The following is a 13,606-nucleotide window of genomic DNA, read 5'->3' on the forward strand; positions in this document are numbered from 1 at the left end:
GAGGATAAATTATTTATGTATTTGTAGAGAGTATTTTTGGTAGTTCAACAGTTTGAAGGCAATGCTCTCGCTTAATTTTTATTGGTCAGTATTTTTCCTTTCATCTGCCGGAGAAAAGCTTCCCGGTAGGTATCGCCGATAGGTATCCGTACGCTGGTAAACTCCATGCCCACCGTATTGCCTTCAATCAGAATAATATAAGGGACAGCCACCATGAATGATTTATGCGTACGAACGAATCGCTCAGCAGGCAACCGGTCTTCCAGGTCTTTCATGTTCAGTAGCGCAATAATGCGTTCACCCTCGCGGGTAAAAAAACCTACATAATTTTTCAGCCCCTCTATATACACCACATCTTTGAGATTGATCTTCAGCAGCTTTCCTTTTTGTTCGGTTTTTACCAGAACATACTCATTTTCTTCCTGGGCAGCAGGTTTTATCAGGGATAACGCCCGCTGGGCACCCTTGATAAATCTGGCGAAAGAGATCGGTTTCAGCAGGTAATCTACCACTTCATGATCAAACCCCTCCAAGGCATACTGGCTGTAGGCCGTCGTTAGAATAACTTTGCTCCGGCCATTAAGAGATTGTATAAACTCAATCCCAGACATTTCCGGCATCTGTACATCCAGAAAAATCAAGTCTATCTTCTTTTCATGCAGCACTTGCAAAGCCTTTACTGGATTAGTAGTTGTCTCTACCAGGTCAAGAAAAGGCGTCTGGCTAATATGTCGTTTCAGCAGGTCAATGGCGTGTTGCTCATCGTCAACAATTATACAGGAGATCATATGCTTGGGTTTATTGAAATCACTACACAGGCTTACAAGTCAATATGTAAATTGGTAATATAATACTTCTCATCTTCCTTTATATGGAAGCTATGCCGTACGCCATACATGAGCTCCAGCCGTTGCCGCACATTGTTCAATCCGATGCCGTTGGACAGTTCCTTAGAACCTTTCTTCTTTTTATTGCAACAGTAAAAATGCAGGTGCTTATTATCGGCTTCCAGCCGGATTGCCAGCGGATTCTCCGCATCACTCAGGTCGCCATGTTTAAAGGCATTCTCTACCAGGGTGATCAATACCAGCGGCGGAATACGAATAGGTGTATGGCTGATATTTTCCTGATATTGAATGTGCAAGGTATACTCATAGCGCATCTGGTTAATCTCCAGCACATTTCTCATATGCGTAATTTCTTTCATCAGGTCTACCTTACCTTGCCCATCCTCATCCCTTCCCAGCGCGTAGCGCATAATATCCGATAACAACAACACGGCATGGGCTACTTCTTCGTTGAGGGGAATGGTTTTGCTGTAAATAAAGCTGAGCGAATTGAATAAGAAATGCGGATTAATCTGGTATTTAATGGCCGACAGTTCTGCATCTAGTTTTTGCCTCTCCAGTTCCTCTTGCCGTTTACTTTTAGCATTCCACTCAATGAGCAGGGAAACAGCTGCCCCAATGCAAAGAATAATAATATCTACGCCCACATGCCAGGTAAGAAAATCCGCTAACCTAACGCCTGCCCGTACCGAAGGTGAAATAAGAATAAAGTTGTAAATATATTCGTAGACAAACAGCAGTACCAGAAAAGCGGATAACTGAAACAAAAAACGCTTCACTTTCTTAGTCTGCAGAAAAGGTAAGGCTATCCGGAATATAAGTACATAATAGATAATGGTAACTTCTACTACATTTTGCAAGCCACGCCAAAACCATTCATTCGGTTTGCCATACAGCGTCTCCATATAGTCGGGGCCTTGCCTGGTGCTTACCAGCATCAAAATCAGATAGGTGGGTGTATACATCAGAAATATCGTCAGCAACCGTTTCCATTCGCTTTTAAAAAACGATTGTAGGTTACTCAGTAGATGAATCATGGTAAGCTGCATGGGCGCATCAATTTCAACGTTGGAACTTACCTCTTTTTGCTGATGATACATACTCGTACACGTAAAGTTGATCCGGATAATACTAGAACTTATGCCGCTGTTATATCCTACCAAAAGTACAGAGCAGAAAACTGTCAGTAAAGTATATTACACCAACAGGTTTTTTGACGGGATGAACACCTGAAATAAACCCAATACAAGCTAAAACGCAACACACAAAATTTGCTTACTATGGATAACACCAACTATTTAGAGGGCAAGCTGCTGCCTGTACTTCTGGGGAGAGTAACCATACCATTTCGTAAAAGAATGAATAAAGGAAGCCGGTTCTGAGAAACCCAGTACCAGTGAAATATCAGCTACTGAATACTGTTTATGGCTGATCAGCAGGTATGAAATTTCTTTCTTCAGCGACGCACTAATTTGCCGGAACGTGGTAGCCTCATTTTCCAGCCGCCTTTGCAGGGTACGGGCCGTCATATACAAGGTACTGGCCACTTTTTCTAAGTCTGGTAGCTCCGGTTGAGCCATTTGGAGCATGGTTATTTTCACCTGCGATGCAAACGACTGATCTGTTTTTAACCCCTCAATCATTTTTAAATAGGCAGGTACCAGTATTTCCAGCTTCCAGCGGCTAGTATCTTGCAAAGCAGCTTTGAACAAGGTATTGGTAAACGTGAGAGAAAAACGGTTGCCTTTTTGCCATCCATCCGGATAGGCCTGGTGATAAAAGGGAGAAGTGAGGGTAATAGCTATTTGTTCACCAGCCATCATCCGAAGTTCTCTGGCCATTATGGTTAATACATTTTCTAGAATCAGGCGGTTCTCATTCAAGTAACTAGTGTCAATCCACAGCTCAATGATAGCTTTATCTTTGTCTGCCTGTGTAGAAATCTGTATGATGGGTAAACTGGCATCCAGATAACTCTTCAGGTAGTAAAAACCCTCCTCTACAGTGGTAGCCTGTAAGGAAATCTGATACACCAGGCCCAAGGCTTTTAGTTGCATAAACTCACCCAAACGGATTCCCAGCAACTCATCCTTCAGCTGTTCATTTACCAGCTGTACCACCGCATAAAAATCTTCTGCTGCTACTTGAGAATTTGCATCCGGCCAGTTTACAGGAGGTTGTTGAATGACCTCTATTAATTGGTGCTCAGGCACGCCGCGGACGCGGGCATATTCCATAAAATTCAGCAGGTGTATGGATTGGATTTTCATTTTGTCGTAAAATATCAATTTTCAGTAGCAATACCAATCTATTTTTGTTCCATCACTAAACAAAAACAACTATGCTGTACTTAAAAAACATATTATTACTGAACGCAGTAAGTTCCGGAGTAACTGGTATTGGCCTTATTGTATTTGCCCGTTTTGTAGCCCATATTTTTGGTGTTCAGCAGCTATCGCCTTTTTATGGTACCGGAATCTTTTTAGTAGCTTTTGCCGCGTTTGTGGGTTACGAAAGTATGCAAAAGCCTATCCGGACAGCTAGGGTACAACTCATTAGTATACTCGATATTACCTGGGTGCTTGCCAGTATGGCGGTTGTGCTGATGAGCTTATTTGGATTAACAATGCTAGGGTATGGCCTGATTACTGGTGTAGCACTCTGGGTAGCAGCTATGGCCTACTTGCAACTGAAGGGTGTTAAACAACTGGCAGCCTAGAGATTATCATTCAACAGAATGCCGGATAATCAGATGAGGAATGGCGAATAAGGAAGTAAAAAGCATATTATCTTTCAAAATTCGCTATTCCTTGTCTGGCGTTCAGCGTTTATGTACCTTCCTTCACCACATGGTCATGGCCGTTTGTTGGACCTAGTTGGAACTAGCTATATGTTTTATTCCGTGTTATGTTACTCTGTAGCTATCCTTCCTCACACTTCTGCCTGTACCTGCTGATCTTTCGGCAATGCTTCTTGGCCAGATAGCTGATTCACCCTTCGGTTCACAAAATACATCATCACTACGGTTATTACCATGGCCACGATCACAACATAGCCCAAAATGTCGTAATGCAGAATGGGTTTGGTGCTTTCCTGGATAACGATTAATCCGGCTACTGCCGAACCGATACCTCCAGATATCTGCTGTACCGAGGAGTTGACACTCATAAAAGCTCCCCTATCTGGCAGTTTCGGAATGGCTGTCATCAGGGCTGTACCAGAGATCATTCTGGAGGAAACACCAATGAAAGTAATCACATTCAGCAAAATGATGAGCCACAAAGGCGTTACTCCTAGATTATTGTAGATGGCTATAAAAACCATGGCAATCAGAGAGCCGATCACAAACATGGGATACTTCCCAATCTTATCGCTGAGCTTACCAATGATGGGGCCAAATACAATAGAAAACACACCTGTAACCGCATAGATTACAGGCAATTCCTGCATACTCACGCCCAGGTTATAAATGGCAAAGGCACTACCAAAGGGCATCAGCATAAAACCACCGGTAGCCAGCAGGGTGGTGGTAGCAAAAGCCAGTATATAGGTTGGTTGTGAGAGTGTATGCGCCAGATGTCCAAACGGATTCGTGGCAGATTGACTGTTCAGGTGAGCAGTAATAGGCTTCATGTAGCCTATAATTAATATTCCTACCACTATACTTACGCCTACAATCATGAGAAAGGTGGCGTGCCAGCCAAACTGATTGGCCAGTAGCAACCCAATGGGAATACCCAGTATCTGACTGGCAGCAAACGCTGCTTGTACAAAGCCCATTACCCTGCCCCGTACCTGTACAGCAAATAAATCTGCAATGATGGCATATCCAATAGAACCGATAACCCCGCCAAACAAGCCAGTAACTACTCTGGCCACCAGTAGAAACTGATAACTATTGGCTATCCCACAAAGCAAGGTTCCGAGAACAAAGCCAGTGTAAAAAAACACTAATAGCTTCTTCCGGTCGAACCGGTCGGCAAAGCCAGCGGCAAGCAAGCCGGAAGCCCCTGCACTGAATGCATACGCCGACACCACTAAGCCAAATTGTGAAGGGATAATGTGTAGTTCTTCCATCAACATAGCTCCCAGTGGCGATAATACCATAAAATCCAGTATTACGGTAAACTGTAAAATAGCCAGAATGGCAATAATAAAAACCTGATACCGGGTAAAGGCTTTTTCGGTTGGTTCGGTTTGGCTGGAGGTTTGCATAAAAAATACGTATTTTATGGAGGAAACAACAGTTAGTCGGGTAACTCTTCGCAGAAATACCCAGCATCCTGCATCCGCTTGCCTATTTCATTGATTTGCTTACTAGTGTTTTTTACACGCAAAATGCGGTCAACATCGGCCAGGTCTACATTCCATGCGCCGCTGCCAATCAACTCATCCAGCCATGGCCTAATCTTCTCTACATCTCTTTCAGTAACAAGGTCTGTCTTGAAAACTAGCACTGAATCTGCTGCGCTGTCAGCTGATCCTGTAATTGGAATTGACTTTACTACATGAATGTTCATCCGGTTGTTAGGAAAAAATTAAGGTTTTAAGGCTTTCAATACTAATTGCAGGGCTTGCATCATGTATTCGTTGGTTAAGCTGAAATGATCTTTCTCCATACTGAACCCTTGGTTATGAAACTTAATTAGCTGATACAAGGGAGCAAATGCCAGGGACCAGTACACTTCAAAAGGAAGAGGAATAAGTTCTTTCCGCCCAATAGCATTTTTAATGAAGGTTCCCATGGCTTCTTTGAACTTTTGCGTAACAGCCCCGGCAATTTTCTGGTGATAATGCGAATACCGCAGATGCTCAATAAATTCTACTTCCATCGGATACTGCATAAAATAAGCTGCCCGGTTAATCCATTGAATCCGCAGCCCTTCATCAAAAGGCATAGCCGGATCAAAATCTTTCAGGCTTACTTCCAGCATGTGTTCACTTACCTGCTGCCCAAGGCTCAGAATGAGGTCTTCCCGGTCTTTGTAATAGATATAAATGGTAGCCGGAGAAACGCCTGCCGCTTTAGCCAGTTTATTTACTCCAAATCCATCAAGCCCCTCTTTGGCAATCATTTCTATCGCTTTCTGCCTAATGGCTAGCTCCTTTTGTTCGTCTCTTGTTCTCATACCAATACAAATATAAGTGAGCGTTCATTTATTTTACAATCAAAATGTAAATTTTATTTTTAAACTCCCATGTATCTACTAAGAGCTATTTTACTAGTTACAACTCATATACGTCCACTCCCAGAGGCATTACCCAGGATAGAAATTTGACACACCTATCCCCTATCCATTAATAAATTCAATGCTGACTTTTTTATCAAGAAAAGCCGCCAATCGCTGCACCGCATTCATTACTTCTTTCAACTCATACTCATTCAAGGCTTGGATCAGTTGTAGCTGTATGAGAACATTTTCTTTCTGAATAGTGCGGTTCCAGGTGCCGGCTATTTGTCCGTTCACCACAATCATCCGGTCAAAAACGATGTCTTCTAACGGAAAATCTACTGAAGGAAGCAGGGCACTCCGGTTTTTATAACTAATTCCATATTCATCATACACAGGCATTAAGAAAGTAGCTGGCATAGTACTTTCCATTGCTTGCAAATCGGCAGAAAAAATATAGGCTTTTCCATCTATGTATTCTTCCACCAAATAGGGTTTATTCATCCAGACTCCTTCCCTGGCATCACGTACTGTAAGCCCAGACCAGTAAGCAAAATCCTGCAAAGTTGCTGGGCAGCGGCTAGCAAAATAACGCTTCACTAGTTCCGCCAGTGCTTCTTCCCTCGTGTAGATTTTGGCAGGCGGCACTCGTTCATCTAACAAGGCATAGGTAAACTGCTTGCCTTTCCGGGCACCACTACAAATGAGGCCATCTAACTCTGCCTGCATAATCAGATACGCTAGCCGGTGTCCTTGGGCAGCAAGCTGATACTGCTTGAACGATTGACCTAATTCTTCTCTAGTAAGTTGTTTTCCGCCTTCCAGCACTTTACTCAGTATATTTTTACTACGGACACAAAGCGTTGCATCTAATTCCAGTTTACGGTACATCGGTTTGTTGAGCTGATGTACTCTGGGAGCAGTTAATGCCAGGAGCCATCGAATATCTGCCGGATTTACAAAATGCCAGGTAGGCCGCAATATATGCGTTCTTAAAATATCGCCCCGGTTAAAGGCTGCTTCTACACTGGCATCGGTACTTCCGGGCAAGCGCAAACCAACAGCCCACCTGGCCATGGCATATTCCTGGGCTTGCATAGCTCCCATCCAGGCCACTACTTGTTGAGGAGTAGTAAATACAGACCGGGTTATTTGTTGGTTTTGCAGCCGGAAGGAGATAATTTCTGCAGTTGTCATCTACGCACGAGTAACTGATTCGTAAAACTTACCCTTTAGCTGCTGAAGCAGCTACCACAAACCAGTGATTGCCGAATGGATCGGCAAAACCAGCGGCGTAGCCATACTCTTTCTGTTCGGGCGTATGTAATACTTTTGCTCCCTGTGCTAAGGCTTTTTCGTACACCTGGTTTACATCTGGCACATACAGATACAGGGCTGCTGTTTTTTCGGGCCATGCTTCACTGGCATCACTATACATAAGTACGGCCTGCCCAATTCGTAACTCTCCATGCATCACGGTATTTTCATTGGCTTTGTGTAAAGCTTGATCCGTTGCACCAAAAACATTTTTCATAAACTGAGCAAATGCCTCTGCCCGGTTTACGATCAGATAAGGCATTAGCGGCAGATACTGAGAAGGTATATTCATAGTCTGTAAGTTTGGTTTATTTTCCAAAAGTAGGGGTAGCCGGATTCAAAAAATTGGAAAAATCCGACATATCTTATGCTACACCCATGGCAGCCCGGAGGCTTTCTCAGTAAAAAACTTCTTAGGATTATGCCCAGAAAAAAGCTTAAAATCTTCGATAAAGTGAGATTGGTCATAATACCCGCATTGGAAGGCTAGTTCAGTTAATGTTTTGTGCGGTCCTGTCCGGTACTGATTAAATACCGCCTGGAAGCGGATGATTCTGGAAAAAAGCTTAGGGCTAAATCCGGTTACATGCTTGAAGTTTCGCTCAAATTGCCTTTCTGACAAACAGGTATGGTGTGCTAATTCTTTTATTTTGCATGTACCTCTGCTTTGCCTGATCTGCTGGATGGTTTCCTTCATACCTGGAAGTAAGGGAGCTGCTTTTCGTAATTTGCCCTCCAGAAAATTGGAAACCAGGTATATCCTTTGTTGCGTATTCGTGGCCAGCATCATTTTTTCTTCCAGTTCCTCCCCTTCTTTCCCTAACAGATCATTCAGGTGCACATACTCATTGGTCAGTTCACTGGCGGGTAAATGTAAAAGCACAAGCAAGGTATAGGGATATAAATAAACGCCAAACAGGCCAAAGTTCCGGCTTACTCTATACCGGGATGTATGCTTGGTTTGCCCTTGAACACCAGAAAAAGATAGATAATTGGCTGTTTCATCTTCCGGCAATACGGTAAATAATTCGTTGTAATGAAAGATTAGTTCCGGACATACATCGGCCATAGCATGGTGAGTATAAACGTGGCCTGGCGAAAGCTCTCCTTCCAGGTTCCAGAAAAAGCGGACATACCTTGCAAGCGAGGGTGGTGGAGCAAAAGTATGATAGGTTAATGCCGGATTACTCATACAAACTTTGTTAATTACCTAGTAACTAAATAGTCTTCACTCAGCACTCGCATCTTGTTCTTGAAATCTGTTTATCATGCCTCCGCTTTTGTAGAGAGCTTGTATGTTATCAAGCATTTGGTCGTCAAACAGCTGGAATGTGTGGTAGATGGAATGGGCAAACTCAATCATGGCGGCTCCGTTGGCAGTAATAATGCCTTCCGCTGCTACACACGGCTGTTGTTGGTAAAAAGCCTCACCCTGGTAGCTAGGGCAATGTTGCTTCAGATACTGGAGGCCATTGCTGGTATGAGGAATTGTATTTACTAAACCCATTCTTGCCAGTAACAAAGTTGCCCCACAGATAGCAGCGATCACTTTTTTCTGGCTGATAAGCTTGTTTACCAAGGCTTCTAAGGCTGTATTGGCTTCTCCCGATTCCTCCCAGGCATCGCCACCCGGCAAAAGGAGTAAATCTATAGGGTCAGCTTCTATCTGAGATAGAGATTTTTGTGGAATCACCTGTATGCCACCCATCGAGGTTACTGGCTGCCCGGATATAGAAAAAGGTACTATAGTGAAATCACTGTATTTGTTCAAGTTGGCAATGGCCATGGCAGGTTCCCAGTCGGCATACCCATCAAATAAAAAAAGAGCACAAATCCGGTTTTTCATAGCTTAGAATGGTTTGGTAGTATACGCACAAATACTTGTATTGGCATTGCAAATGGTCAGATGCACCAATGACATTATACTTGCTGCTGACTATTTACAAAGAAACAACAATTTACTGACAGCCCTATGTCAGCAGTACACCAAATCAGTTCGATTTTCTTATGGGTGAGCGGAGGTAAATAATAAGAATTTACTCCCTGTGCATCTGTATGTACTCCTGAAAATTGTATTGGGGAGCATATCCAAGCAGCTTCTCGGCTTTTTCTATGGCATATACCCGGTCTATGGATGCAGGAAAGGCCCAGTTTCGCTGGACGAAGACCTGATAAATTTCAGGATAATGATTTTTTAATAATTGTTCTGGAGCCGTTTTTAATAAAGATACATCTGTTCTTTGAAAAGGGCTCTTGGCGGAAATGGTGAACACTTCAAACGTATTGAATGTCTTTTTTAATGCCAGCAAATGCGCCGCAGCTCCATCTCTGACATCAAGTCCCCGGTACAGCCGGTGAATAGCGGTTGTGCGTGGAGGCTCCGGTAAAAACCTGGATACCCTGAGCACAGTGGTTTTTATTCCTTCCTTCTCAAAATAATCCCGGCAAAGCAGTTCAGCGGTCAGTTTAGTAATGTCATAAATATCTCTGGGATCAGGAGGCAAAGATTCATCTACCCAAACAGCTTCTTGGCCGTGCACCATAGCATACCCATAGATAGAAGTAGTGCTGGTGTACACAAACTTTTTAATGCCATGTACTACACAGGCATCCAGTAAATGAAGCGTACCCTGAATATTGGTGGAAATAAATTCTTCTCTGGGATAGTTTAACTCATACTGTTTGCCATGCATAGCGGCCGTATGAATAATGGCATCTACCGATTGGGTGATAGACAATATCTGATTTTTGTCGCGGATGTCTACCAGGTGGCTAGTTGTTTCGGCTAGAACTGTATCTATCCCCACTACATTATAGGCTGCTTGCCGCAGCTGCTTAACAAGTGTGCTTCCCAGCTGTCCGGATGAGCCGGTAACTAACAGGTTGTTCATGAATTAGCTTACACAATTCTGCCACGAAGATAGAAGTGTATTTGTTATTTTTCAACCTGTGTGCTATAAAACTTAGCACCATAGAAAAGTTGGTAAAGGCCTGTTATCTCATACAAACGAATAGTACCCTATGGAGTAGCTGGCGCCCATCTCCATAAGGTACTTGCGTGGCTTTATTTTTACTACTTTACGTGTACTACTATCTGTTGAGTATCTTTACATAGAGGCCGGAGCAGGCTTATCTGTCCATCCCCTGCAAACTCGGATACATAGATGTTGCCCGTCCGTACATCCTCGGTGAGATCTATAGGCACAGCAAAGCCCCAGAATCCAGGGATAGAAGTGCCTTCGGATTTCTTTACAATATCTTTTTTGCTGCCTCCTGGTTCCAATACTATGATATCTTTGTTATTAACATACCTGACAATTAATATCTTTCTTTTCAGTTCTCCATTAAAGGCATTTCCTTTATATTCAATAATTCCGTTTGGAGAGGCATGAAGCGGAAATTGAAAAGAAAAACCCCGCCAGTTGGCATCGGGCAGTGTACCCACCGGATAATCTTCCAGTTCAGCCGGATCTTTTTCATCAGTAGGGTTTCCTCCATTCATCACAAACTCTCCGCGTTCAGTGTTTGGGTGTCCATAATATCCTCCTTTTTCTACCCGGAATAAAAAGTCATGCTGATCTTGTAGAATATCCATTAACTCAGGGACTTCAGGGCCATCGTATACACTACCATCCATGCGGCGGGTACCAGCTACGGAAGCCGGCGTATTCCCTCCCGGATTTGATCCATTCGTAGGTACATAGAGTTGTCCATTGCTATGCCACAATAAGTCGTAAGCATTGCGGATACCGGAAGCAAAAATCGTTAGCGGGGCATCTGCTGCGTATGGATTGTAGGAGCCTCCTTCCGAAGTTTTAACGTCGAGAGGCAATGCAGGAAGCATAGCAAGCTTATCAGTGTCCAGGCGGAGGATAGCCCCAGACAATAAATGTTCTTTACGATTGCCCCATTTTTCGTCTTCTTTGCCCATAGCCGAATTGCTGCCCTGTGAAAAATACAGCGCACCATCCGGACCAAAGGCAATGCTGTTTGTTAAATGATCTTTGGCAGACCGGGGCAGGTGGACTAACACATCTTGCACCGTTTGCAGATCCGGACCTGATAGGCGTGTTAGCTTTCCATCCCAGTCTGGCCCATTTATAAATGCAAAGCTACTATGCGTTACCCAGGCCACTAAACTGTCTGCGGTAGCTGCCGGGTCAAAGGTGAGACCAATGGTGAGCCGGGGGGTTCTTTTCCCATAAGCATCCTGCAACGCGTAGATAATCTGTGGATCGCCTAATGTGCCATCGGCTTTTACAGGGAAGCGCTTTATTCTTCCATCCACGGTACTGGCATATAATTTTCCATCTGGCCCCATAGTAAGGCTGGAGTGCCGGTCGGTAGTATTTGCAAGGGCAATCTTCTCAAATTTTACGTCACCATGTATGGCACTGTCTAATGGAATACGAATAGCTTGTGGGGGAGCCGGGGAAAGTGTATTTACTTTTTTTATCAGTTTTTTTACCATTACTCTTAGTTTCCGGGTGCCCTGCTTTTCCGTTAAAACATCTGATAAAAAGAGGAGACTGACCAAGCTGGCAAGGATAAGACTGAAGCCAACAGCTCTGGTCATGAATTTTCTGGAAGATATCTGCATACGTAGATTTCGTTTATTTTTTCATTTGGCCGCTAAATTAGAAATGGCGCTCCATCCAATAAATGACATCCGTCACTAAATGACATGACATCAATTGATCACTGCCATCAGTCACAGGGCTTACAGTTTGTACAAAATGTAGCTGGTATAAAAATTCAGGCACTTTTAATATTTCCGGCATTTCGGGCCAGGTAGCTAACCGTCTTAATTCAGGTAAATTTTATGCTTGATCACACTGATTTTGCCTTCTTCTTTCAGGCGGCTTACCGTCCGGATTACGGTTTCTACCCGCAGGCCAGTCATGTCGGCTATTTGCTGGCGGGTATAGGGTACCAGAAATTTTTCTTGCTTGGGTATGCCTGATTGGGTTTTAAAATAGTTGATGAGGGTAAACACCCGGTGGTCTGGCGCATAGGAGGAAATCTCCCGCAGGATCATAGATTTGTATTTCAGGCGCTTGGAAAATACCTGGGTAAACTTCAGGTGAATTTCAAAGTTTTCTTTCAGCAAGGTAAAAAAGGCATCCTTGCGGAGTTTGAGCAGTACAGTGTCTTTAATAGCAATGGCATCACTGGGATATTTGAAATCAGCAAACAAAGGCGGCTCCCCAAAACTTTCATTATCCTCAAAGATTCCCTGAATAAACTCCTGTCCATCGTAGCTGTAGTTTACCATTTTGATGCTTCCGGTGACAATCTGAAAATAATTTAAAGGGGTATCTCCTTCGTGAAACAACATAGCATCTTTTTCCAATGTTATTTCCTGGGCTCCATATTGCTTGATTACATCTACTGGGATCATTCTAAATCAGGTTGAGTGATAATTTCTGGTGTGCAAACATGCAGCTTTTCCAACCTGTTTCAGATGATAACGATTTGCCTGGTACATGATCTTTATCATCTGTAAAATTCCTGACGAAACAGCCCTGATAAAAGTATTCCCTCCCATCCTTCATCTGGCAAACGCAATTATATAAAGCCCTAATAATCAAACCCATACTATCAAAATCTCAATTACAAAAGATAGTAACCCTGTTAAATACTGATAAAGGTCATCTATTTATTGTCTACACTTTCTAGCCAGTATGATTCTAATCATAAATTCCCCAGCATAGACCGCTTACTTTTGAACCATCATCAAAGTTTAATTTAATCTTTTCGTTATGCGACGTCTTTTTAGCTATTCCTTCCTTAAGCCTTTCCTTCTAACAGGTGTATTTTCTGCCTTTATATGGATAGCCGCTTGTACCTCAGAAAATAAAGCCGAACAAGCTACTAATACGGCAGAGCCAGTTACCACCACTGCGCCTGCTGAAACGGCTCCAGTTGCTTCAGATAAAGGCACTGGCCCCATAAGTAACGTAGAATTAGCTGCTGCCCCTGACACGGCTTTGGTAAGCAAAGGCAAAGTTATTTTTGAAGGAAAATGTTCAGCCTGCCATAAGTTTGGCGAACGCTATGTAGGTCCGGACTTAGCTGGAGTAACTGCGCGGCGCAAACCTGAATGGATCATGAACATGATGCTTAATCCCCAGGAAATGTTGCAGAAAGATGCCGTTGCCCAGGAACTACTTGCCCAGTTCATGACACAAATGCCGAATCAGAACCTTACGGAGCAAGAAGCCAGAGCCGTGCTGGAATATTTCCGCACCAAGTAAGCAAGATATACTA

General features: G+C 43.4%; 15 protein-coding genes. 2 read left to right on the forward strand and 13 right to left on the reverse strand.

All coding sequences use genetic code 11. From position 1 onward, the window contains the following. Window positions 1-71: 71 nt before the first annotated feature. From Q0590_RS18040 to Q0590_RS18050, 3 genes are all read right to left on the reverse strand, one after another. Window positions 72-788, reverse strand: a complete 717-nt coding sequence (locus tag Q0590_RS18040) for a LytR/AlgR family response regulator transcription factor (RefSeq protein WP_302038980.1) — start codon at window positions 786-788, stop codon at window positions 72-74. Window positions 789-820: 32 nt separating this feature from the next. Beyond that, entirely contained in the window at window positions 821-1,948 is a 1,128-nt protein-coding gene (locus tag Q0590_RS18045) for a sensor histidine kinase (protein ID WP_302038981.1), read from the reverse strand. 198 nt (window positions 1,949-2,146) lie between these two features. Further along, window positions 2,147-3,118: an AraC family transcriptional regulator gene (locus tag Q0590_RS18050; RefSeq protein ID WP_302038982.1), complete on the reverse strand. Its 972-nt coding sequence runs from the start codon at window positions 3,116-3,118 to the stop codon at window positions 2,147-2,149. Between the two features lie 71 nt (window positions 3,119-3,189). On the opposite strand from Q0590_RS18050, the gene Q0590_RS18055 reads away from it, so the two are divergent. Further along, complete coding sequence (locus Q0590_RS18055) at window positions 3,190-3,567, forward strand: hypothetical protein (RefSeq protein ID WP_302038983.1); 378 nt, start codon at window positions 3,190-3,192, stop codon at window positions 3,565-3,567. A gap of 212 nt (window positions 3,568-3,779) precedes the next feature. Here the strand turns inward: Q0590_RS18055 and Q0590_RS18060 are convergent, their stop codons facing one another. The 10 genes from Q0590_RS18060 to Q0590_RS18105 all read right to left on the reverse strand — a co-directional run bounded on the left by Q0590_RS18060 (window position 3,780) and on the right by Q0590_RS18105 (window position 12,737). Then, a complete protein-coding gene (locus Q0590_RS18060; protein WP_302038984.1) occupies window positions 3,780-5,063 on the reverse strand; it encodes an MFS transporter in 1,284 nt (427 codons plus the stop codon). A 32-nt stretch (window positions 5,064-5,095) separates the two neighbouring features. After that, the gene (locus Q0590_RS18065) at window positions 5,096-5,368 is read right to left on the reverse strand and encodes a hypothetical protein (RefSeq protein ID WP_302038985.1); all 273 of its coding nucleotides are present in this window, start codon (window positions 5,366-5,368) and stop codon (window positions 5,096-5,098) included. 18 nt (window positions 5,369-5,386) lie between these two features. After that, window positions 5,387-5,977: a TetR/AcrR family transcriptional regulator gene (locus Q0590_RS18070; RefSeq protein WP_302038986.1), complete on the reverse strand. Its 591-nt coding sequence runs from the start codon at window positions 5,975-5,977 to the stop codon at window positions 5,387-5,389. A 162-nt stretch (window positions 5,978-6,139) separates the two neighbouring features. Continuing rightward, window positions 6,140-7,216, reverse strand: coding sequence for a winged helix DNA-binding domain-containing protein (locus Q0590_RS18075; RefSeq protein ID WP_302038987.1), 1,077 nt, complete (start codon window positions 7,214-7,216; stop codon window positions 6,140-6,142). Between the two features lie 28 nt (window positions 7,217-7,244). Next, entirely contained in the window at window positions 7,245-7,628 is a 384-nt protein-coding gene (locus tag Q0590_RS18080; RefSeq protein WP_302038988.1) for a VOC family protein, read from the reverse strand. Between the two features lie 78 nt (window positions 7,629-7,706). Beyond that, a complete protein-coding gene (locus tag Q0590_RS18085; RefSeq protein WP_302038989.1) occupies window positions 7,707-8,528 on the reverse strand; it encodes an AraC family transcriptional regulator in 822 nt (273 codons plus the stop codon). Between the two features lie 36 nt (window positions 8,529-8,564). Further along, window positions 8,565-9,182, reverse strand: a complete 618-nt coding sequence (locus tag Q0590_RS18090) for a type 1 glutamine amidotransferase family protein (protein WP_302038990.1) — start codon at window positions 9,180-9,182, stop codon at window positions 8,565-8,567. A gap of 190 nt (window positions 9,183-9,372) precedes the next feature. Then, entirely contained in the window at window positions 9,373-10,227 is an 855-nt protein-coding gene (locus tag Q0590_RS18095; protein ID WP_302038991.1) for an NAD-dependent epimerase/dehydratase family protein, read from the reverse strand. A 182-nt stretch (window positions 10,228-10,409) separates the two neighbouring features. Then, entirely contained in the window at window positions 10,410-11,936 is a 1,527-nt protein-coding gene (locus Q0590_RS18100) for a PQQ-dependent sugar dehydrogenase (RefSeq protein ID WP_302038992.1), read from the reverse strand. Between the two features lie 204 nt (window positions 11,937-12,140). Continuing rightward, a complete protein-coding gene (locus Q0590_RS18105) occupies window positions 12,141-12,737 on the reverse strand; it encodes a Crp/Fnr family transcriptional regulator (protein WP_302038993.1) in 597 nt (198 codons plus the stop codon). Window positions 12,738-13,098: 361 nt separating this feature from the next. Here Q0590_RS18105 and Q0590_RS18110 point away from each other — a divergent pair, with 361 nt between their 5' ends. Further along, window positions 13,099-13,593, forward strand: a complete 495-nt coding sequence (locus Q0590_RS18110) for a c-type cytochrome (RefSeq protein WP_302038994.1) — start codon at window positions 13,099-13,101, stop codon at window positions 13,591-13,593. The last annotated feature ends 13 nt before the right edge of the window (window positions 13,594-13,606 follow it).

Source organism: Rhodocytophaga aerolata (assembly GCF_030503435.1).
GTDB classification, from domain to species: domain Bacteria; phylum Bacteroidota; class Bacteroidia; order Cytophagales; family 172606-1; genus Rhodocytophaga; species Rhodocytophaga aerolata.